Origin of the sequence: Chryseobacterium urinae, from assembly GCF_030518295.1 — a bacterium.
Taxonomy (GTDB): domain Bacteria; phylum Bacteroidota; class Bacteroidia; order Flavobacteriales; family Weeksellaceae; genus Chryseobacterium; species Chryseobacterium mucoviscidosis.
The window spans coordinates 21,506-44,145 of record NZ_JAULSJ010000026.1 but is presented as its reverse complement, the minus strand read 5'-3'; the positions used below and the strand labels follow the sequence as shown (position 1 = coordinate 44,145).

The following is a 22,640-nucleotide window of genomic DNA, read 5'->3' as shown; positions in this document are numbered from 1 at the left end:
TGTTGAGATTGCTTCACTTCGTTCGCAATGACGGTTTGTAAAATGCATTAAAACATTTCTTCTATTTGCTGCATGAGTTTTTTTATTGAATATGGCTTCGTAACGTAAGCATCGGCTCCCATTTCAAGACCTTTTTCAATGTCTTTCGGATTGTTTTTGGCACTCAGGAAAATTACTTTTGTATTTTTCAGTTTTTCATCCCGTTTTATTAGTTCCAGAGTACTGTATCCATCGAGATTCGGCATCATAATATCCAGTAAAATGACATCGGGCGTCATTGTTTTCAGAAATTCCAGAACTTCTGTTCCGTCTCTTGCAATAAATACATCGTATCCGTTTTTCTTGAAGCTGTATTCCAGCGACATTAATATTTTGTGCTCATCATCGGCAATGATTATCTTCTTCATATTGTGGTTGTCTTTTTGTTCAACTGCATTGTTTTTTTTTGTTTCTTTTGGGGAACCCTTCGGGTTCCCCTCCTCCTTCTTATTCTTTTGGCAGAGCGATTGTAAAAGTCACGCCCAATCCGCTGTTTTCTGCTTTTATGGTTCCTCCCTGCGCTTCTGTGATTTTTTTTGAAATGGCAAGTCCCAGTCCGCTTCCCGTTGGTTTCAAAATATTTTGATTTTTCGACTGGTAAAATTTATCAAAAATCATTTCCAGATCCTCTTCGGGAATATGTTTTCCGGTATTGAAGATTTTAATGATTAACCAATCTTCCGTTTCTGATAATTTGGTTTGAATAGTTCCCTGTTCATCCGTAAATTTCAAAGCGTTTCCTAAAATATTCTGAAAAAGCTGTATCATTCTCGCTTCATCATATTTAAATAAAAACTGATTGAGAAGATTGACTTCACTCAGATGAATATTTTTCTGCTGAATAAGATGCATAAGAGGGTTGACTGCTTTTTTGTACGTTTCAAGAATATTATTTTCCTGAATGTGCAATACAATTTCACCATGTTGCAATTTGTCCAGATACAGAATATCGTTGATGATTTCACTCAGTCTGTCGGATTCTGTGATGATGTTGTTTAAAAATTCCTTTTTAATTTCCAAAGGAATATCGTCATCATCGGCTAAAATTTCTCCGGCGGAACGGATGGCGGTAATCGGAGTTCTTAATTCATGGGCAACAGAATCCAGAAAATCGTCTTTCTGACGGTCTTTAATGATGAGGTTTTCATTGGCATTTCTCAGATCATCGGATAACTTTTGCAGCTCTTCCGATTGTTCGGTAAGCTTTTTATTAAGCGTGATGGTTTCTTTTGATTCTTCAAGAATGTTTAAAACTTCTTTTAATGAGATTTTATCTTCTTTGGTTACCCCTTCGATAAGGATTTTGGCAGAAGCCGTTCCTATTCTTCCGGCAAGAAGATTTTCCGAGAATTTAATAAATCTGGAATCGGCGGTTTCCGTCTGCGAATCAATATTATATTTTAAATTAAAAATTCTTAATGCCTGTTCGGTTTTGTTTTTACCTAAAAATCGTTCCAGAATATTTTTAATGTCCGAAACGTAGGCTGTTCCGCGCCAGATAAAAGCGTTTTCGTGGTTTTGAATGTACTTATCAATGTCTACATACAATTCAGCAAAATTTCTTTCACGGTAATTTCCTTTGGTGCTGACAGAAATAATGGAAAATAAAGCAGTATTCACTAAAAGAGACCAGAAGAAAATCTGTGGAATTCTTCCTAAAAAGGAAATCTTGAAAAAATCAAAAACATCGTATAGATCTCTTAAAATACCTTTAAATTCCTGATTGTAAGAGAAATAATATTGCGGGATAATCAATCCGAAATAGCAGATTGCCAATCCTGCCAATAAACCGATAACAGCACCTTTATAACTTCCTCGTCTCCAGAAAATAGCTCCGAAAAAAGCAGGTGCCAATTGAGCAATGACAACGAAAGAAATAAGCCCGACAGAATCCAGTGAAGTTTTTAAAATAAAATATTTGTAAAAACCAAAAGCCATGATAATCAGTGCAAAAATGCTGAATTTCCTGATATTGGTGATATTTCTGGTATTCTGAACTTCGTTTTCAGATTTGAACTTTCCTAATAATCCGTAAGGAATAATAAGATTATTGGAAAGCATGATGGATAAAGTGATCGCGGAAATTATAATCATCGAAATGCATGAACTCAGACCTCCCAAAAAAACCAAAACTGTAATTAAAGTATTGTCAAAATACTGCGGAATCAGGATAGAGTAGAACTCCGGATTGACATTCTGTCCGTCAAAAATCAGTCTTCCTCCCCATGCAATAGGAAAAATGAAGATCGTAAAAATCAATAAATACAGCGGAAAAAACCAGATGGCTGTTTTGATGTGTTTTTCCTGTCGGTTTTCTACGATTGCGGTATGAAACTGTCTTGGAAGAATACAGATTGCTGTTCCGGAAATCATGCAAAGCACCATCCAGTTCATCGCACCTTCAATACCGTTGAATGTATTTTTTTCTTTAAAATCTTTAAAAAGACTCGCCTTTTGATAAATATCCGAGAATCCGTCAAATGCAAAGTAAATAACGAATAATCCTAAAATAATGATAAAGAACAGTTTAAGAAAACTTTCCAGTGCAATAGCGGAAATTATTCCCAAACGTTTTTCGGAAGCATCAACGTAGCGTGTTCCGTAATAGGATGAAAATAAAGCAATTAAAACAACAACGAAAGTTGCGTTATCCGTTAAAATGTTTTTAGAAATCGCTGTTTTGGTCACCAGATGGAAGGTTTCAGAAATAGCCTTGATCTGCAAACCAATGTACGGAACAATTGCCAGAAGACAAACCACCGTAATAATCGCGCTGAAACTTCTGCTGTTCCCATATCGTAAAGAAATAAAATCGGCTAAACTGCTGATTTTATTCACCCTTGAAATACGTACAATCCTCGTGTTGATATAGATCCACGCAGGAATAACCATAATAGGTCCCACATAAATCGGAAGATAATTAAGTCCGCTTGTTGCCGCCACACCAATGCTTCCGTAGTACGTCCATGCGGTACAATACACGGCGAGGGAAAGCGCGTAGATGTAAGGATTGTTGATCCAGAGCTTGCTCTTTTTCTTCTCCGCCAGATGAGCGACTAAGAATAAAAGTGCCAGATAAAACAAAACTACGGTGAATAAAGCGAAACTACTCATCATACTTTTTTACGATTACAAAAGAAATAATGATGGAAACCATCCAGACAGCGAAAATATAAACCAGAATCATCGGGTAACCGAAAACTTCCCGGTCACTATTGAACAGCAGTGAAACAGGAATGCTGAAGGCAATCAGAAGTCCGATGCTCAGAATGATCAGTTTTTGTTCGTGTCTTTTTTTCATATATGATAATTAAATGAATGATAATTGATTATCTGACATTTTTGTATCATCAATCAATTATCATTCATCATCAATAGATTAAACTTTATCGTCAGAATATTCCCCGATTAATGCATAATAGCCGAAAATTGCCATTCCGCCGGAAATAATCGGCATCAGTACACAAAGGATAATGATTCCGAAAACCAGATCTTCCTGTTTTCCTGAGGTGATTTTTGGAATTCCCATTACTGTAATTCCGAAATATCCTACCACCAGTGCAATGGCGATCCAGAGTACGCCTAATATTTTTTTTAGTCCGTTCATTTTAGTAGTTTTAAAATTAATAAATTTTTAAGTGATTCAGGGATTAATCGTGAATATTATTGTTCTTATTTTTAAGATAAATTAATCCGACTAAAAGACAGACAGCGGCAACGCCTATCGGATACCAAAGTCCTTCCAGATACCATTCAGGATGTCCTCCGTCTTTTCCTGTGGTTACGAGATAAGTGGCAACTGCAGGAAGCAGTCCTCCGAAAACCCCGTTTCCGATATGATAAGGCAGTGACATCGAAGTGTAACGGATTCTTACCGGGAACATTTCAACTAAAAATGCCGCAATAGGACCGTAAACCATTGTTACAAAAATCACCTGAATGAAAACTAGAAGTACAAGATACCATTTTGTGCTGTCGTTGATCTTTATCGACTGAGTTACTTTTGCTTCTTCAGCTTTTCCGTCTTTCATCACAGGTCCGGTCGGAGACCAGTGTACAATGCTGTCTTTTTTAGCCAAAGTTCCGTCCGTGAAAAGCGTTTCTTTATGGAAGGTGATTAAACTGTCCGTCGCAATTTTGTCATGAATTTTTGACGTTCTTTTTTCAACCAAGCCGCTTTCTGCAACGGTTTTGGATTTTAAATCAACGCTTTTAAACATATTGTCATAAATCGGTCTGTACGCGAAAATGGCGATCAGCATTCCGGTCATCATGATTGCTTTTCTTCCAACTTTATCAGAAAGCCATCCAAAGAAAACGAAAAACGGAGTTCCCAAAAACAAAGCAGTTGCCATTAAATAGTCCACCTGAATCGATTCAATATTCATCACTTTCTGAAGGAAGCTCATCGCATAAAACTGTCCTGTGTACCAGATTACCCCTTGTCCCATTGCCGCTCCAAATAAGGCAAGAAGAACAAATTTGAAGTTCAGTTTGTTTCCGAAACTTTCTTTTAACGGATTTTTAGAAGTCTTTCCTTCACTTTTAGCTTTGGCAAAAAGCGGAGATTCTTTCATATTTTTTCTGATGATGTAAGAAACCCCCACCATTAATATCGAAATCCAGAACGGAACTCTCCATCCCCAACCGTCAAATTCCTCAGTGGAAAGAGTGGTTTTTGTCACCATAATTACAATAAGTGAAATGAAAAGTCCGGCTGTTGCGGTAGTCTGGATCCACGAAGTCCAGTAACCTCTTCTTCCGGGCTGTGCGTATTCTGCGACATAAGTTGCAGCGCCTCCATATTCACCTCCTAAAGCCAATCCCTGTAATAATCTTAAAATTAATACCAAAACAGGAGCCATAAATCCTATGGTTTCATAACTGGGAATACATCCGATAAGGAATGTAGAAAATCCCATAATCAGTAAAGTGACCAAAAAGGTGTATTTTCTCCCGATAAGATCTCCTAATCTTCCGAAAAACAACGCTCCGAAAGGTCTCACGACAAATCCTGCGGCAAAAGTAGCAAGCGTAGATAAAAATGCCGCGGTAGGATTATCTGCCGGAAAAAATTTAGTAGCCAGTACAACGGCAAGACTTCCGAAAATATAGAAATCATACCATTCGATCAGTGTTCCGAGAGATGATGCTGTAATGACGCTCCAGATCGTACGATTCTTTTGCTTATCAGTCATATTCTCGTAGCTTATTTCATTGTTATCGCTCATATGCTTTAATTTTTGATGTTAGTTTAAATTGATATTGAGTTTTTTAACTTTTTTTGATTTTGATATTAAAAAGTTGAGAGACTTTGCTTAAAAAATTAATAAAGATTTGACAAGGTTAAATAAATTACGCTTAAAAATGTCTTTGATATTTTTCTTAATTTATCTTAACCGCTTAAATAGTCTTAATGTTTAAAATCTATTTTTTTTACAAGTAAATCTGGAACTGTACAATGAATTCCCCTTTTGAAGAAGGGCTTTCCGTAGGACTTGTATAAACCGGTCTTGTTGAATACTGTGTGGTAATTTTCGCATGATGACCGTCTATGAACCAGTTCGCACCCACATCAAACTGTGACGAAGATTTGTCAAACGCTTCAAAATTCTTGTGAGTATACGCCGCGAAAGGCTGGATTCTGATTTTCGGTTTTTCAGCCTGACTTGGCAATAGCAATCCGGCTTGTGCGTAGATAATATTTCCTGTTCCGATGGTTGGCTGCAGATTTCCTACTCCTGCAATGGCTTTGCTTCCCGTAAAATTCGGATCAGAGGCGGCAATATTCATAATTCCTAAATTTCTTACGTAATTCGGACCAAACTGATAGTTGTAATAGCCTGCGTAAGCGGAAACTGCCATTTTATTTTTAGCATTTCCCAAAGGAATATCTGCAAATGCATCTACTGCAACAAGGGTGATGTCGTGCTTTTCAACAGTGGAATTAACGGAAGTTCGGGTTCCGTCTTTTTGATGGTAAAAACCTGCACCAAGATTAAAAACTTTTTTTGTTCCCAGATAAGAACCTACTTTAAAAGGCAGTACATTGGATTCCTCATCTAAAAACTGATATTCTACATATCCTGCTTTTGAAAAATTGGGGTTTCCGTTGTTATCCACAGCAACTGCTTTAGCCGGATCGGTAACATTTACCGGAGTTAAATCCGTTGCAAAAGGTTTGTTTAAGCTGAAACGGTATTCCAGTTTTCCGTATTTACCTTTGGCAAACATTCCCAGTTGTCTCGCAAACTGATCGGAATTGTCGATTAATGGCCATGTGAAAATAGGGGAGTCAACCGTAAGGAAGTTTAATGTTGATGCCATCGTCATTCGGGAAAGTCCCATGTAATAATGCAGTCCTGCCCCTAAAGATAAGGTGAATTTTCCTGCTTCTCCAGGTAGAAATACAGCGTATTCATTCCATGCATCATGAAAAAAAAGCTGTGGCTTTTTACCGTTTCCATAACCTCCCGTTCCTGAAGTTCCCGAACCACCTCCATTGATAAATGTCTGATTGTTAATCCCAAAATGCGCTAAGATCATATATCTTTTGGAAATCTGAGCGTACGCCAAAGTACGTAATCTCCTGTTTCCCAGACTCCATGAATTGTCTGTGGGTTCTCCGCCAACCATACTTCCCGGATTCATTTGCGTGTTCCTCAACCAAAACTGATCCCATAAAATGAACCTGACATATTTATCGCCCTGCTGATTGAGATTAATTTTTAATCCGCTTCCATAATCCGGTGAACCTTGAGCGTGTAAAGAATTGCTGATTAAAGCCAATCCAATAAAAGTGATTAATTTCTTCATAAATTATCAATTTTTGGCGTTGTTTTTTGTGAAAGCCAAATTGTAATTAAAAATTTATTTAAAGAAATTTAATATATATTAATGGTAAGTATATAGATATATCTTAAAGTTCTAAATTTTGAGTTTAAGATTTATTGATATTGAGCAGGATTTTAAATTTTCAATTCATTTATTTTCAATTGATTTTAAAATTATTTCTTAAATCTTTCCCATTTTATCAGCATATATTTGTCTGCAAACTGAGTGATAATTAATCCTGAATTTTTCAGATTTTCTTCTTTACTCATATATTCAATCAGCTCATTTTGTTTTAGGATTTTATATACCGGATGAAACTCAGAATGAGGAGGTCGTGTAATATTGTATTTCTTGATCCATGAACTGATTGTCACATGAGAAACGCCAATAATTCTTTCAATTTCACGAAAACTCAATCCCTCGAGATAGAGCTGTAAAGCTTTGGTTACGTAGTAATCGTCTATTTGTTTTCCCAGTTTTTTTACCGTGAAATAATAGTTACAGTCTTTGCATAGAAAGCGTTGTTTGTTGTTTACAATTCCGCTTTTAACCACTTTGTCTGTGTTGCATTTCGGGCATCGATTTTCCATAACTATATCTTTTTAGCAAATATATAATAATTTATCAAAATATTAATTTTGTTTAAAGATAAAATTACCTGTATATTAATTTAATTCAATAAAATTATCTTTTTTATTTGGTCTTAAAAGAAATTATATTTTAAATTTGCGAAAAAATTTAGATAAATATATGGAAATAGAAATTTCCTCATCCATGCATCTGATGTATGTGAGTGAAATACAGCAGGAAATGTACGATTCTGCACAGCGCAGAGGAACGGGGATTGCCAAACGTTCCATAGAATACCTCAGTAAAAAAATTACTGATGGAAACGCTGTAGTCGCCACCGATAAAGGGAAGTGGGTAGGTTTCTGTTATATAGAAACATGGTCTCACGGTCAGTTTGTTGCCAATTCCGGGCTTATTGTCTCTCCCGAATTCAGACATTTGGGAGTGGCAACCTTAATCAAGGACAAAATATTCGCTTTATCCCGAAAAAAATACCCAAACGCTAAAATTTTCGGACTAACTACCGGTTTAGCAGTAATGAAGATCAACAGCGATTTAGGATATAAACCCGTTATTTATTCTGAACTTACTCAGGATGAAGAATTCTGGAACGGCTGCAAAAGCTGCGTGAATTATGATATTTTAATGAAAAAAGAACGGAAAAACTGCCTGTGTACAGCAATGCTTTTCGTTCCCGATAATACAAAAAACAGTACTGAAAATAATCAGTCTGAAAACAGATACAATAATGAGCAAGAAAGTAGTTTTAGCATTTAGCGGAGGTCTTGATACCTCTTACTGCGCCAAATATCTCAGCGAAACACTGGGATATGATGTGTATGCAGTTACTGTAAACACCGGAGGTTTTTCCAAAGATGAAGAAAAAGAACTGGAGAAAAAAGCCCTTAATCTTGGGGTAAAAGAATACAGGTGCGTTGATGCTCAGGAAGATTATTACAATTCTTGTGTAAAATATCTGATTTTCGGAAACGTTCTGAAAAACAATACCTATCCTTTGTCTGTAAGTGCGGAGCGTACCATTCAGGCGCAGGAAATTGCAAAATATACGATTGAAATCGGCGCGGATGCAATTGCGCACGGAAGTACGGGAGCGGGAAACGATCAGGTTCGTTTTGATCTTATTTTTCAGGTAATGTGTCCGAATGTAGAGATCATTACGCCGATTCGTGATATGGCTCTTTCTCGTGAAGAAGAAATTGAATTCTTGAAAAGTCACGGTTATGAAATGGAATTTCAGAAAGCGCAATATTCTGTCAATAAAGGACTTTGGGGAACTTCAGTTGGCGGAAAGGAAACGCTGACTTCAAGAAATTATCTTCCTGAAGAAGCTTTTCCGTCACAAATTAAAGAAAATCAACCCTCTGAACTGGAAATTAAGTTTAAAAATGGCGAAATTATCTCTGTAAACGGAGAAAGTTTTGAACATCCGGTTTACGCGATTCAGAAAATCGAAGAATTGGCTTCGGCTTACGGAATCGGTCGTGATGTTCATGTAGGAGATACCATTGTCGGAATCAAAGGAAGAGTAGGTTTTGAGGCAGCAGCAGCTTCAGTAATCATCAAAGCACATCATTTATTGGAAAAACATACGCTTTCAAAATATCAGCAGATGATGAAATCCCAATTATCCGACTGGTACGGAAACTGGCTTCACGAAGCATTATTCTTAGATCCTGTGATGAGAAATATCGAGTCTTTCCTTGTTGATTCTCAAAAAACAGTCAGCGGAAGAGTATTTGTAACCCTTCATCCTTACCGATTTATTTTGAATGGAATTGAATCTCAGCACGATCTGATGTCAGACAAATTCGGAAGCTACGGAGAAGCAAACAGAGCATGGACAGGCGAAGATGTAAAAGGCTACACAAAGATTGTTAGCAATTCTTTAAACATATATCATCAGATTAATAAATAAAATTTGGGCAGCTTTATCCGCCTGTAGTTTATCCTGAGCTTGTCGAAGGATAACAGTCTTTTATTCGTCGTTCCACCTCACAAAAGGATTTCCGCTAAGTCGGATTGCGAGATAGTCGAAGACCAATGAACCCGAAGGGTTCAATATAAATAGCCGTAGGTAAAACCTATGGATTAAAAGATCAATATAAACAAAGAACCCGAAAGGTTCAATATTAATAGTCGTAGGTAAAACCTATGGATTAAAAAATCAATATAAACAAAGAACCCGATAGGGTTCAATAACAATAACCGTAGGTGAAAACCTATGGAAAGTAATAAAATGAAAAAGAAAATAGGAATCATCGGAGCGAACGGTTACACAGGAAGCGAACTGGTTCGTCTGTTGGTTTTTCATCCCGATGTATCATTGAGTTTTTTATATAGCCGTTCAAATTCGGGAACAAAAATTTCAGATTTGTACCCGGATTTAACAACGGTTTGTGAAATGGTTTTAACGGATCAGCCTGAAGAAGTCGATATTCTGTTTCTATGCCTTCCTCACAAAGAAAGTCAGAATTGGCTGATTCAGAATCCCGTAAAAGATGAAACATTGGTGATTGATTTAGGGAACGATTTTCGCCTCGATGGAAATTTCGGAAACAGAAATTTTATCTACGGATTACCTGAAATCAATAAAAAACAACTTTTCGGAGCCAGAAGCATTGCCAATCCGGGATGTTTTGCAACAGCAATTCAACTCGCTCTGCTTCCTTTAGCTCAAAAAGGTTGGTTGAATGAAGTATATACAACAGGAATTACGGGTTCCACAGGTGCAGGTCAGTCTTTACAGGCAACGACCCATTTTACATGGAGGAACGATAATATTTCAGCGTATAAAACTTTAACACACCAACATGTGGATGAGATTTTACAACAATTAGTCTCTTTTAATACCAATGAAATCAGTCTGAATTTTGTTCCATGGAGAGGAGATTTTGCGAGAGGAATTTTTACAAGTTCCACCGTGAAAACAGATGCAGAACTTTCAGAAATCTATCAGTTGTTTGAAGATTTTTATGCAGATGAACCTTTTGTACAGGTAAGCAAAAAAGCAATTGATTTAAAGCAAGTTGTCAATACCAATCGCTGTGTGATACAGATTGAAAAATGTGGGAATGTTGCGGTCATTCACTCAGCGATTGACAATTTGTTGAAAGGAGCTTCCGGACAGGCAGTTCAAAACATGAATATTGCCATGGGTTGGGAAGAAAATTTAGGATTAAACTTAAAACCGATTGCATTTTAAAAAGGACAATAATCCGACCTAGGAAAATGGAGCGTTAAGAAAATTAAAAATTAATACGTTAAAAAATTTCCACTGTTCGAAGCGCGAGACAAATTTTGAAATGAAAACAAATCTTCAATTCGCGCAAGTTTTGGAAATTTTAGGATTAAGTTTTAATTTTTAGCGGAAGTTTCCAGTCTTGAACTTTTGTTTCTTTTGTTTGACTACGTCGAATCTTCGATTTCAAGGCAAAAGAAAAATATAATAAAGATGAAATCATTCATCAAACATCAATTATCATTTATAAATAGACATGAATTTATTCAACGTATATCCATTATTCAACATCAATCCGGTAAAAGCTCAGGGATCATTTCTCTGGGATGATAAAGGAGAAAAATATCTTGATTTTTACGGAGGTCATGCGGTGATTTCTATCGGTCACAACCATCCCCATTATCAAATTCAATTAAAAAATCAATTAGATAAAATATCTTTCTATTCAAATTCGGTTCAGAACGAGTTACAGACTGAACTGGCTGAAAAATTAGGAAAACTTTCAGGCTTTGAAGAGTACAATTTATTCTTGTGCAATTCAGGAGCAGAAGCCAATGAAAATGCCTTAAAGCTGGCTTCATTTCATAACGGAAAAAACAAAGTGCTATATTTTTCAGGTTCCTTTCATGGAAGAACTTCTGCAGCCGTTTCGGTGACGGACAATCCTAAAATTGTAGCTCCGGTAAATTATGATGAAAGATTCATTAAGTCTGAATGGAACAATATCGAACAGCTTGAAGAAGTTTTTGAAAAACAGGGAAATGAACTTTCATCCGTCATCATTGAAGGAATTCAGGGAGTGGGCGGAATTATGATTCCAACAGTTGAATTTTTAACTAAAATCAAAGAATTGTGCGAAAAATACAATGCTGTCTTGATTTTGGATGAAGTTCAGTCGGGATATGGAAGAAGCGGCTATTTTTTTGCCCATCAGGAATTTGGGATTGAAGCAGATATCATCACCACTGCAAAAGGAATGGGAAATGGTTTCCCGATTGGTGGCGTTTTAATTCATCCGAAGTTTCAGGCAAGCAACGGTTTATTGGGAACTACTTTTGGCGGAAATCACTTGGCTTGTGTAGCGGCAATTGCGGTTTTAGACGTCATGAAAGATGAAAATCTCATCGAAAATGCCCAAAAAATGGGCGAATATATTGAAAATGAAATTAAGGATTTTTCGCATATCAAAACAATCCGAAGGAAAGGTTTGATGATTGGAATAGAGCTCGACAGAGATTGCTCGGAAGTGAGGAACAGCCTGTTGTACCATCATCATATTTTCACAGGAAACTCTAGTGATAAAGCGGTCTTAAGGATTCTTCCGGCGCTTAATATTAAAAAAGAAGAAACGGATCTATTCATAAATGCTTTGAAAGAAGTATTGGAGAATATTTAAGTGCTAAGATATTAAAGATAGCTGAGAAGGCTTATTTGAAATTAAATTTAGCGCACAGTTTGTCATTCCGTAGGAATCTAAAGTAGGCAAAATGAAAAATTAGATTCTTCCTTCGTCAGAATGACAAACACAACTATCATTAGCTGAGTATAAACTGAAGGTTTACGAACGTAGTTCAGCCCTTGCGGACGAAAATATTTTCAAGTTAAATAAAAAAAACGTAGCGATTCATAGCGTTAAAGCTCCAATGATATGGAGATAAAATTTTAAAATTAACTAACTACAAGTCTAAAGATTTAAAGAACATGGGAAAATCAAAGATTTTCAACTTATGTGTTCTAATATTTTCAAAGTTTTTGAACTTAAATCTAATGTGACTTATGTGTTAAAACTTTTGCGGTAAAAAAACAATTCAAAATGAAAAAATTCACCTCTGTAAGTGATGTTGAAAACTTACAGCACATTATAAAAAAAGCATTACAAATTAAAGAAGACCCTCATTCGGAATCCGAAAAAGGAAAAGGAAAAACAATAGGACTTGTCTTTTTAAATTCAAGTTTGAGAACCCGTTTAAGCAGTCAGATTGCAGCTCAGAATTTAGGTTTAAATGTTTTAACCTTAAATGCGGCTCAGGAAGCATGGAATCTGGAATTTGCAGACGGCGCAGTGATGAACGGTGATACAGTAGAACATATCAAAGATGCAATTGAAGTATTGAATCAATATTGCGATATTATTGCCGTTCGTTGTTTTGCAGGAATGAAAAGTAAGGAAGATGATGTAAACGAAAGCATTTTAAGCCAGTTCGAGCAACATGCGAAAGTTCCGGTTATTTCTCTGGAATCTGCGACACGTCATCCTTTGCAAAGTCTGGCAGATTGCATCACCATTACCGAAAACTGGCACTTCGATGGTTCGTCAAGCTCACCACAAGCTAAGCTCAGTGTAAACCGTAAACCGAAAGTGGTTTTAACCTGGGCGCCTCACATCAAGCCCATTGCTCATGCGGTTGGAAACTCTTTCGCTGAATGGATGCAGGAAATGGATGTAGATTTTGTCATTGCCAATCCAGAAGGGTATGATTTAGATAAAAACTTTACAAAAAATGTGAAGGTTATTCATAATCAGGAAGAAGCATTGAAAGATGCCGATTTTATTTATGTTAAAAACTGGTCGTCTTTTGATGATTATGCTGCAATGCCTGAAGTAAAAGACAATTGGATGTTGACGAATGAAAAACTGGAAAATACCAATCAGGCAAAGGTAATGCACTGTCTTCCGGTTCGTAGAAATGTAGAGTTGAGCGATGAGGTGATGGATGGTGAAAATTCAATCATTTATCAGCAGGCAAAAAACCGGATTTTCTCTGCACAGGCGGTTTTTTCTGAAATTTTAGATGAATTGAATTCTTAATAAATCAAACCTCATAGGTTTCAAAAACCTATGAGGTTTCCAAAAAAGATTTGTAATGAAAGAAAAGTTATACATCATAAAAATTGGCGGAGCGTTAATTGATGACGAGGAATTGTTAGAACAGTTTTTAGAGCAATTTGCAGAAATTCAGGAAAAGAAAATTCTGGTGCATGGAGGAGGAAAACTGGCAACGACTTTAGCCGACAAACTGGGAATTGAGCAAAAACTTGTAAACGGAAGAAGAATAACCGATAAAGATACGTTGGATATTGTCGCAATGGTTTATGCGGGAGGGATCAATAAAAACATTGTCGCAAAACTTCAGCAGAAAAAGTGTAAAGCCGTTGGTTTTTCGGGAGCGGATGCGAATTTAATTAAAGCCAAAAAAAGAGAACACGCCGAAATAGATTTCGGATTTGTGGGAGATATCACAGAGAAAAGCGTTAACAGAAAGTTAATTTCAAAATTGCTGAAACTGGAACTGGTTCCTGTATTTTCGGCAATTACCCACGATAAAAAGGGACACCTTTTCAATACCAATGCAGATACAATTGCTTCGGTAATTGCGCAGGCTTTATCCGTGAAATATGATGTGGAATTGCTGTACTGCTTTGATAAAGAAGGCGTTTTGGAAGATGTGAATAATCCGGAATCGGTTATTAAAAATATCTCCGAAGACGAATTTTCAACCTTAAAAGAGGACGGAAAACTTCATAAAGGAATTCTTCCCAAACTGGAAAATGCTTTAGGAGCAGTGAAAAATAATGTCAATAAAGTATTTCTCATTAAAGAAACTCAACTGAAAAATCATATAGAAAACCATCATGCAGGAACTGAAATCTGTTTATAGCAAAGAAGAATTACGGGATAATGCTATTGAATTATTAAAAAAGTTGATTGAGATTCCGTCATTCAGCAAAGATGAATTTAATACTTCGGTGGAAATTGAAAATTTTTTCAAAAAACATCAGATTCCGACAAAACGTTTTAAAAATAATATTTGGGCGGTAAACAAAAATTTTGATGTTTTCAAGCCATCCATTTTGCTGAATACCCATCACGATACCGTAAAACCCAACAAAGCGTATACTTTGGATCCTTTTGTTCCGATTGAAAAAGACGGGAAATTATTCGGATTGGGAAGTAATGATGCGGGAGCTTCATTGGTTTCGATGGCGCAGGTTTTTTTACATTTTTATGAAAAAGAAAATTTACAATATAACTTAATTATAGCTTTGACGGCAGAGGAGGAGATTTCAGGTTTTGACGGTATTGAAGCGCTTTTCCCCCAATTACCGAATATTGAACTCGCCATTGTAGGAGAACCCACGCAGATGAATCTGGCGATTGCAGAAAAAGGACTTTTGGTAATTGATGGTGAAATGAAAGGCACTCCTTCTCACGCCGCTCATCCGAACGATGATAATTCGATTGTAAAATGTATGGAAGATTTGCAGAATATTCTGAATTTCAGATTTCCGAAGGTTTCAGAGTATTTGGGTGAGGTTAAAATTACCTTGTCAGGAATTCATGCCGGAGTTCAGCATAATGTCGTTCCGGAATCCTGTACTTTCACTTTAGATGTAAGAGTTACGGATGAATATTCCAATAAAGAAGCATTTGAAATCATACAATATCAGATGAAATCTACATTAACCGCAAGATCGTTCAGATTAAATTCTTCAAAAATTGAAATGGATCATCCTTTTGTAAAAGCAGGTTTGGAAATCGGGAGGACAACGTACGGTTCCCCAACTTCATCGGATCAGGCGATCATTCCGTGCACTTCCGTAAAGCTCGGTCCCGGTGACAGTACCCGTTCTCACACCGCGGATGAATACATTTACATAAAGGAAATAGAGGAGGGAATTGAGATTTATATTCAAATTTTAGAGAAAGTTTTATAGGCTGGAAGTAGGAAGCAGGAAGAGGGATGGATGATGGGAGGCTTGTAAGTAACGACTTAGGAATCGGAGGCGTTAAGAAAATTAATTCTGTGAACGTTAAGAAAATTCTACTGTTCGAAGCGCGAGATAAATATTGAACCGAAGAACAAATTTTGAATTCGCGCAAGTTTAGAATTTTTAGAGAACAGAAATAATTTTTAGCCGGAGTTTCCAGTCTTGAATTTTTGTTTCTTTTGTTTTAAGACAAAAGAAAATAATACAAAAAACAGTTTTGTTATTCTCAAAGCTACGAAATATGCAGAAGAATCTTTAGTATTTTTAAAAGAGATTCCTTCTTCGTAGGAATGATAAAATCAAATTAATAAAGGAAGATAAAACAGTTGGTTGTAAACATCCGTCACCCAACTTCCATCTTCCAACAAAAAAGAAATTTTATGAAAAAAATATGGCAGAAAGACGATAACGCCACCAATATATTTGTCAATACATTCACAGTCGGGAAGGATCTTGATTTTGACGAACGTTTGGCAAAATACGATGTCAAAGGTTCAATGGCGCACTGCAAAATGTTGGCAGAAGTAGGGATTATTTCCAATGAAGAATCAGAGCAAATGTTATTTGTTTTAGCAGAAATTTTAGAAGATATTGAAAACGGAATCTTTGGAATCGATAAAAATGCGGAAGATATTCATTCCCAGATTGAATCGATTTTAATTGAAAAATTAGGTGATACCGGAAAGAAAATTCACACGGCGCGATCCAGAAACGATCAGGTTTTACTGGATATTAAATTGTATTTATTAGACGAAATCCGTGAATTGACAGCATTAACAGACGAATTCTTTCAGATATTAATTAAATTGGCAGAACAGCACAAAAATGTGTTGCTTCCGGGATATACGCATTTGCAGATTGCGATGCCTTCATCGTTCGGATTGTGGTTTGGAGCTTATGCAGAAGCATTGTTAGATGATATCGAAATGCTGTTTTCAGTTAAAAATATCATCAATAAAAATCCATTGGGTTCGGCGGCGGGTTACGGTTCGTCTTTCCCGATAGACCGTGAAAGTACGACGTACAATTTAGGTTTCCACTCGATGAATTACAATTCCGTGTATGCTCAGATGACGCGTGGAAAGTCTGAAAAAATGCTGTCGATGGCAATGGCGACTTTAGCCGGAACTTTAGGTAAATTCTCTTATGATGTTTGTCTGTATTTAAGTCAGAACTTTGATTTCATCAGCTTTCCGAAGGAATTTACCACAGGAAGCAGCATTATGCCTCACAAAAAAAATCCTGATATTTTTGAGTTGGTTCGTGCGCGTTCCAACAGAATACAGTCGTTACCGAATGAATTTATTTTATTGACGAATAACCTTCCTTCCGGTTATCACAGAGATATGCAGCTTACGAAAGAAATCCTTTTTCCTGCGATTGATTCCTTAAAAGAATGTCTGGAAATTTTAAATTATACATTACCCAATATTCAGGTAAAAGACGGGATTTTGGAGGATGAAAAATATAAATATCTCTTCAGCGTAGAGAAAATTAATGAGGAAGTAAAAAACGGAAGTTCATTTCGGGATGCTTACATAAAAGTAGGGCAGGAGATTGAAAATAATGCGTTCGATTTTGAAATTGGAAATTTAAACCATACACATCAGGGAAGCATTGGGAATTTGTGTTTGGATAAAATAGAATATCAGTTTAATAAACTGAAAAATAAATTATTGGGTTGATTTATTTTAAACCATTAAGATTCATTTAAGGAGTTAAACAAATTAAGAGATATAGGATTTTTTAATATAATTCGCTTCAAAATCTTAAATTCGCTTAACTTCTTAATTAAAATCTTAATGGTTCAATTTAACCCAGATCAATCTTAAACTTCGTAGACTTTTTCACCTCGTGCAACACAATAGAACTGTGATATTGCCCGATATTAGGTATGTTTGAGATCACATTCACCGTAAAATCATTATAAGAATTAATATCTTTTGCGATAATCTTCAGCATGTAATCGTATTCTCCGGAAAGACTGATGATTTCCTGAACTTCATCATGCTGCATGATGTTTTTTTCAAAAGTTTCCAGAACTTTTTTAGACTGTTCTTTCAGACGCACATTGCAGTATACCACAATATTTAAGCCCAGTTTTTCGCGGTTTAAAAGACCTACATATTTCTCAATAATTCCGTTTTTCTCCAGTTGCTTAATGCGTTCATAAGTAGGGGTGAAAGTAAGACCAATTTTTTCTGAAATTTCTTTCACCGAAAGCGTAGAATCTTCCTGAATAATACTGAGAATCATCCTGTCTTTTAAATCCATATAGTCGATTTTGAATGGTAAATATACAATTTTATAAAAATTAAAACTAAAATTTTGTTTTATAAACCCAAAACCTTTTGATATACAGCCGGAATATTAACATCTGTTTTGTTCAATGGCAGACTAATTGCTGTAATCTGCATACGAAATCCAGATTAATATGAACCGAAATACGACTACGGCAATAACTTCATTGGCTGATTACGATACCCATCATAAATTTAAAAGTGAAATTTTAAACGGACTAAGTGAAGAGCCCAAACATTTATTATCCAAATATTTCTATGATAAAAAAGGAGATGAGCTTTTTCAGCAGATCATGAATATGCCGGAATATTATCTCACCGATTGCGAACTTGAAATCTTTACCGGAAAAAAGAGAGAACTCGCAAACGCGATACGAGCATTCGACGAGCCTTTTGATTTGGTGGAACTCGGAGCAGGAGATGCTACAAAATCCTCTCATCTGCTTGAATATCTTGTAGAGCAAAACGCAGATTTTACCTATATGCCGATTGATATTTCCGCAAATATTATTTCAATTTTGGAGGAAAATCTTACTTCAAAAATTCCGGAGCTTAAAATGACAGGTCTTAATGGAGAATACTTTGAAATGCTCGATAAAGCCAACGAAATTTCTTCCCGCAGAAAAGTCATTCTTTTCTTAGGTGGAAATATTGGAAATATGGAAATTGAAGAAGCCTATGAATTCTGTAATGCATTAAAATCGAAACTCAATCCAAATGATATTCTTCTTATTGGCTTTGATCTGAAGAAAAATCCCCACACCATTCTTGCTGCCTATAATGATAAAGCGGGAATAACGGCATCGTTCAACCTTAATCTTTTAGACAGAATTAATGAAGAGCTGGATGCTGATTTTAAAACGAATCAGTTCAAACATTACCAAACTTACGATCCGCTTTCCGGAGCCTGCAGAAGTTACCTGATCAGTCTGGAAGATCAGTCGGTACATATTGAAGAGGAAGAGGTAAACTTTAAGGCAAATGAAGCCATTTATATGGAAATTTCTCAGAAATATTCGAAAAAAGAAGTCGACATAATGGCAAGAAAAACAGGATTTAAACCGTTAAAACAGATTTCGGATACCAAAGGCTGGTTTGTGGATGCGATCTGGAAAGTCTAATTTAAATTAAAAGCTAAAACGATGATCGAACAGAATACACTAGTCAAAGAAAAACAGTTGCTTGAGAATTACCGCAGAATCAGAGCGAGGTCTGTGGAAATATGCGAACCGCTTGAAACAGAAGATTTTGTAGTTCAGCCTGTTGTAGATGTAAGTCCGCCAAAATGGCATTTAGGACATACCACATGGTTTTTCGAAACTTTTATTTTGATCCCGAATCTTGATGGTTATGAGGTGTTTAATTCCCAATATAATTTCGTTTTCAACAGTTATTATGAAACCATTGGCGCAAGAGTTATTAGGACTGACAGAGGAAATTTAAGCCGACCTTCGGTTGCAGATATTTTTCAGTATCGGAAATATGTCGATGAACAGATGGAAAATTTTCTTTTAAACAACGACTTATCCGATGATCTTCAAAAACTCTTTGAATTAGGTTTAAACCACGAACAGCAGCATCAGGAATTATTATTAACCGATATCAAATATATTCTCGGACACAATCCTTTATTTCCCGCTTACAGCGAAAATTTTCCGTTAGAAAAATCAGAACCTGAAAATTTTGAAATGCTCTCTTTCGATGAAGGAATTTATGAAATAGGATTTGAAGGAGAAGAATTTTGTTTTGATAATGAACTGAACAGACATAAAGTATATCTCAATGATTTCCAAATCTCAAACCGATTAGTAACCAATTCAGAATATCTGGAATTTATGAATGACGGAGGATATGAAAATTTCAGACATTGGCATGCGGAAGGTTGGGAATGGGTGAAAGAAAATCAGGCAAAAGCTCCCTTATACTGGCATTTTATTGAGGGTAAATGGATGCAGTACACATTGAACGGTTTAAAAGAAATCACTCTCGACGAAGCCGCTTGTCACATCAACTTTTTTGAAGCATCGGCTTTTGCCTCTTGGAAAGGAATGCGTTTACCTACCGAAGCGGAATGGGAAGTCGCTTCCGGAAAATTGAACTGGGGAAAACGCTGGGAATGGACAGGAAGTGCTTATCTTCCATATCCCGGCTTTGCAAAAGAAGAAGGAGCGGTAGGAGAGTACAACGGAAAATTTATGGTCAATCAAATGGTGTTAAGAGGCGCTTCATTAGCAACACCAAAAGGACACAGCCGGAAAACATACAGAAATTTCTTTCCCACATCACTGCAATGGCAATTTACAGGAATCCGACTGGCTAAATAATTCCCATTGATGATTACGGTAGAATCTGTTTCCAAAAGTTTTAAAAATCGTCCCGCAGTGGACGATATTTCCTTTGCTGTCCATGAAAAGGAAATTCTGGTATTGCTGGGAACAAGCGGCTGCGGAAAAACAACAACTTTAAAAATGATCAACCGGCTTATTGAATCAGATTCGGGAAGAATTTTAATCGATGGTAAAAATATCAAGGATCATAACGTTGAGCAACTGAGAATGGGAATAGGTTATGTCATGCAGAATTCAGGGCTTTTTCCCCATTATACGGTTGCCGAAAATATCGCCGTCGTTCCGAAACTTCAAAAATGGAACTCAAAGAAGATTAAAGATAGAACGGAGGAGCTTATTCAGAAATTACATTTATCCGGTGATGTTTTAAACAGATTTCCCCATGAATTAAGCGGCGGACAACAGCAACGCGTCGGAATAGCCAGAGCTTTAATCGCCAATACTCCCATCTTACTGATGGACGAACCTTTTGGAGCATTGGATAATATGACGAAATCCGAGATTCATAATGAGTTTAAAACGCTGGACGAGCTTAAAAATAAAACCATCATTCTGGTAACCCACGATGTATCTGAAGCTTTCGAATTGGGACACAGAATATGCCTCATGGATAAAGGAAAAATAATACAGATCGGAACTCCGAAAGAAATGATTTACCGTCCTGCGAATGATTTTGTGAAAAATTTCTTTGCCAATAACCGGTTGACATTAGAATATCAAATCACGAAAATTTCAGAACTGCAATTTGAAAATACTTCAGAAAAAAGATTTGATGAAGATCAGAATATCTGGAATGTTTTGCAGGATCTCAGTACAAATTCCGGAGATGCTGAACTTTACAACACAATTACAGCTTCTTTTAATGAATACCGACAAAAACAGTTGACCTGATGCAGCAAAGTTTATGGCAGTTTCTTGTTGAGCAGCAACACAAGATCTATATTCAGGTGATCCAGCATTTGGGATTAACCTTTATAGCCCTGTTGTTGGCAATTGCTGTCGGTTTGCCGTTGGGAATTCTCATCAGCCGGAAAAAGAAATTAGCCACTCCGGTTTTAACGGTTGCCGGAATTTTACAAACGATTCCAAGCATTGCCTTGCTAGGTTTTATGATTCCCGTTTTCGGAATCGGGCCGCAACCCGCCATTGTCGCACTGTTAATTTACGCTTTATTACCCATCATCCGAAATACGTACACAGGAATTTCGGGAGTAAATGACAATATCATTGAAGCGGCAAAATCTTTGGGAATGACAAAAAGCCAATTACTTCTGAAAGTGGAATTACCTTTAGCAATGCCGGTTATCGTTGCCGGAATAAGAACTGCCGCAGTAATCAACGTTGGAGTCGCAACATTGGCTTCTTTTGTTGCAGCGGGAGGTTTGGGAGAATTCATCTTTGGCGGAATTTCCCTGAACAATTCAAATATGATTCTTGCAGGAGCAATTCCGGCCGCTTTACTGGCGGTTATTGTGGATCAGATGATTGCTTTTGTTCAGAAATCAGAATATCGTACAATCACAAAAATGATATGGATTATTCCTTTACTGCTGATTGTTGCAGGAGGAATTTATTTTTGGAATAAAAACTCATCAACCCGATTAAAGGCAGGTTTTACCCCTGAATTTATGGGAAGAAAAGATGGAGATATCGGCTTAAAAAAGATTTATCAGCTGGATGTCAATCCTTCGGTTGTTAATGACGCTCTCATGTACAAAGCTTTGTATGAAGGCAAACTAGACCTTATCAGCGGATATTCTACCGATGGAAGAATAAAAGCATACGATCTTTTGGTTCTTGATGATGATAAAAAAATATTTCCGCCTTACTTCGCCGCTCCTATTGTTAAAGAAAAAACGTTGCAGAAATATCCTGATCTCGAAAAGACGCTCAATCTTCTTTCAGGAAAAATCAATGATTCCGTGATGACCGAACTGAACTATCAGACAGATTATCTTCATCAGGTTCCTGAAAAAGTAGCAAAAGAATTTTTAATCAGGAATAATCTGTACAAAGCACCTAAAGAAGCGGGAAATCAAACCGTCCGGATCGGATCAAAAATTTTTGGAGAACAATATATTCTTGCCGAAATCTACCGAATGCTCATCGAAGGAAACACAAACTATAAAGTTGAAACCAAAACAGGATTAGGCGGAACAAAAATCTGTTTTGATGCCTTAATGAATGATGCTGTGGATTTTTACCCGGAATATACAGGTACCGGATTGCTGGTTCTGCTCACTCCGGATCATAAAACGATTGAAAATGTGACCGAAAGCCCTGATCTTACCTATCAGTTTGTACAAAATGAATTCATCAAAAAATACAAGGTCCGTTGGCTGAAACCGATTGGATTTAACAATGCGTATGCGCTCGTTATGCGAAGAAAACAGGCAAATCAGCTCAAAATAAAATCCATAACAGATTTAAAAAATATGGAGACCGGGAAATAATTTCTGCTGTACTAATTTTAAATTTAACCACAAAAGATACAAAGGGCTTTATTGGATTTATTTAAAG

At 36.5% G+C, this 22,640-nt stretch carries 20 protein-coding genes; 12 read left to right on the top strand and 8 right to left on the bottom strand.

Annotated features, from left to right (window positions below; genetic code table 11):
• Positions 1 to 47: 47 nt before the first annotated feature.
• The 7 genes from QWT87_RS15500 to QWT87_RS15470 all read right to left on the bottom strand — a co-directional run bounded on the left by QWT87_RS15500 (position 48) and on the right by QWT87_RS15470 (position 7,463).
• Positions 48 to 407: a response regulator transcription factor gene (locus tag QWT87_RS15500; RefSeq protein WP_302717049.1), complete on the bottom strand. Its 360-nt coding sequence runs from the start codon at positions 405 to 407 to the stop codon at positions 48 to 50.
• A gap of 79 nt (positions 408 to 486) precedes the next feature.
• Positions 487 to 3,153, bottom strand: a complete 2,667-nt coding sequence (locus QWT87_RS15495) for an ATP-binding protein (protein WP_407933593.1) — start codon at positions 3,151 to 3,153, stop codon at positions 487 to 489.
• Positions 3,146 to 3,340, bottom strand: coding sequence for a hypothetical protein (locus tag QWT87_RS15490; protein ID WP_076393592.1), 195 nt, complete (start codon positions 3,338 to 3,340; stop codon positions 3,146 to 3,148). Before QWT87_RS15490 ends, QWT87_RS15495 begins: the two co-directional genes overlap by 8 nt.
• Positions 3,341 to 3,418: 78 nt before the next feature.
• Positions 3,419 to 3,646: a DUF6814 family protein gene (locus tag QWT87_RS15485; protein WP_116099539.1), complete on the bottom strand. Its 228-nt coding sequence runs from the start codon at positions 3,644 to 3,646 to the stop codon at positions 3,419 to 3,421.
• A gap of 43 nt (positions 3,647 to 3,689) precedes the next feature.
• The gene (locus tag QWT87_RS15480) at positions 3,690 to 5,270 is read right to left on the bottom strand and encodes an MFS transporter (RefSeq protein ID WP_302717044.1); all 1,581 of its coding nucleotides are present in this window, start codon (positions 5,268 to 5,270) and stop codon (positions 3,690 to 3,692) included.
• Between the two features lie 205 nt (positions 5,271 to 5,475).
• Complete coding sequence (locus QWT87_RS15475) at positions 5,476 to 6,855, bottom strand: porin (protein WP_087706424.1); 1,380 nt, start codon at positions 6,853 to 6,855, stop codon at positions 5,476 to 5,478.
• Positions 6,856 to 7,046: 191 nt separating this feature from the next.
• Entirely contained in the window at positions 7,047 to 7,463 is a 417-nt protein-coding gene (locus tag QWT87_RS15470; RefSeq protein WP_050379900.1) for an IS1/IS1595 family N-terminal zinc-binding domain-containing protein, read from the bottom strand.
• Positions 7,464 to 7,623: 160 nt separating this feature from the next.
• Between QWT87_RS15470 and QWT87_RS15465 the strand changes: the two genes are divergently transcribed.
• From QWT87_RS15465 to argH, 8 genes are all read left to right on the top strand, one after another.
• Complete coding sequence (locus QWT87_RS15465; RefSeq protein ID WP_302717041.1) at positions 7,624 to 8,220, top strand: GNAT family N-acetyltransferase; 597 nt, start codon at positions 7,624 to 7,626, stop codon at positions 8,218 to 8,220.
• Positions 8,192 to 9,379: an argininosuccinate synthase gene (gene argG, locus QWT87_RS15460; protein WP_302717040.1), complete on the top strand. Its 1,188-nt coding sequence runs from the start codon at positions 8,192 to 8,194 to the stop codon at positions 9,377 to 9,379. The genes QWT87_RS15465 and argG overlap by 29 nt, the downstream gene beginning before the upstream one ends.
• A gap of 321 nt (positions 9,380 to 9,700) precedes the next feature.
• A complete protein-coding gene (gene argC, locus QWT87_RS15455; RefSeq protein WP_302717038.1) occupies positions 9,701 to 10,666 on the top strand; it encodes an N-acetyl-gamma-glutamyl-phosphate reductase in 966 nt (321 codons plus the stop codon).
• Positions 10,667 to 10,958: 292 nt separating this feature from the next.
• Positions 10,959 to 12,098, top strand: a complete 1,140-nt coding sequence (locus QWT87_RS15450; protein ID WP_185205742.1) for an aspartate aminotransferase family protein — start codon at positions 10,959 to 10,961, stop codon at positions 12,096 to 12,098.
• Between the two features lie 417 nt (positions 12,099 to 12,515).
• On the top strand, positions 12,516 to 13,511 hold the full coding sequence (locus tag QWT87_RS15445) for a Rossmann-fold NAD(P)-binding domain-containing protein (RefSeq protein ID WP_185205740.1): 996 nt from the start codon (positions 12,516 to 12,518) through the stop codon (positions 13,509 to 13,511).
• Positions 13,512 to 13,566: 55 nt separating this feature from the next.
• Positions 13,567 to 14,361, top strand: a complete 795-nt coding sequence (gene argB / locus QWT87_RS15440) for an acetylglutamate kinase (RefSeq protein ID WP_185205738.1) — start codon at positions 13,567 to 13,569, stop codon at positions 14,359 to 14,361.
• Positions 14,336 to 15,418, top strand: coding sequence for a M20 family metallo-hydrolase (locus QWT87_RS15435; RefSeq protein WP_302717036.1), 1,083 nt, complete (start codon positions 14,336 to 14,338; stop codon positions 15,416 to 15,418). Before argB ends, QWT87_RS15435 begins: the two co-directional genes overlap by 26 nt.
• A gap of 434 nt (positions 15,419 to 15,852) precedes the next feature.
• On the top strand, positions 15,853 to 17,157 hold the full coding sequence (gene argH, locus QWT87_RS15430; RefSeq protein ID WP_302717035.1) for an argininosuccinate lyase: 1,305 nt from the start codon (positions 15,853 to 15,855) through the stop codon (positions 17,155 to 17,157).
• Between the two features lie 127 nt (positions 17,158 to 17,284).
• Here argH and QWT87_RS15425 read toward each other — a convergent pair whose 3' ends face one another.
• Positions 17,285 to 17,746, bottom strand: coding sequence for an Lrp/AsnC family transcriptional regulator (locus tag QWT87_RS15425; RefSeq protein WP_214589353.1), 462 nt, complete (start codon positions 17,744 to 17,746; stop codon positions 17,285 to 17,287).
• Between the two features lie 160 nt (positions 17,747 to 17,906).
• Between QWT87_RS15425 and egtD the strand changes: the two genes are divergently transcribed.
• From egtD to QWT87_RS15405, 4 genes are read left to right on the top strand one after another with little or no spacing between them, the layout of a single operon-like run.
• Positions 17,907 to 18,893: an L-histidine N(alpha)-methyltransferase gene (egtD, locus tag QWT87_RS15420; protein ID WP_302717029.1), complete on the top strand. Its 987-nt coding sequence runs from the start codon at positions 17,907 to 17,909 to the stop codon at positions 18,891 to 18,893.
• 21 nt (positions 18,894 to 18,914) lie between these two features.
• Entirely contained in the window at positions 18,915 to 20,096 is a 1,182-nt protein-coding gene (egtB, locus tag QWT87_RS15415) for an ergothioneine biosynthesis protein EgtB (protein ID WP_302717027.1), read from the top strand.
• 9 nt (positions 20,097 to 20,105) lie between these two features.
• Positions 20,106 to 21,011, top strand: coding sequence for an ABC transporter ATP-binding protein (locus tag QWT87_RS15410; protein WP_302717026.1), 906 nt, complete (start codon positions 20,106 to 20,108; stop codon positions 21,009 to 21,011).
• The gene (locus tag QWT87_RS15405; RefSeq protein ID WP_302717024.1) at positions 21,011 to 22,573 is read left to right on the top strand and encodes an ABC transporter permease/substrate-binding protein; all 1,563 of its coding nucleotides are present in this window, start codon (positions 21,011 to 21,013) and stop codon (positions 22,571 to 22,573) included. The genes QWT87_RS15410 and QWT87_RS15405 overlap by 1 nt, the downstream gene beginning before the upstream one ends.
• Positions 22,574 to 22,640: the final 67 nt, after the last annotated feature.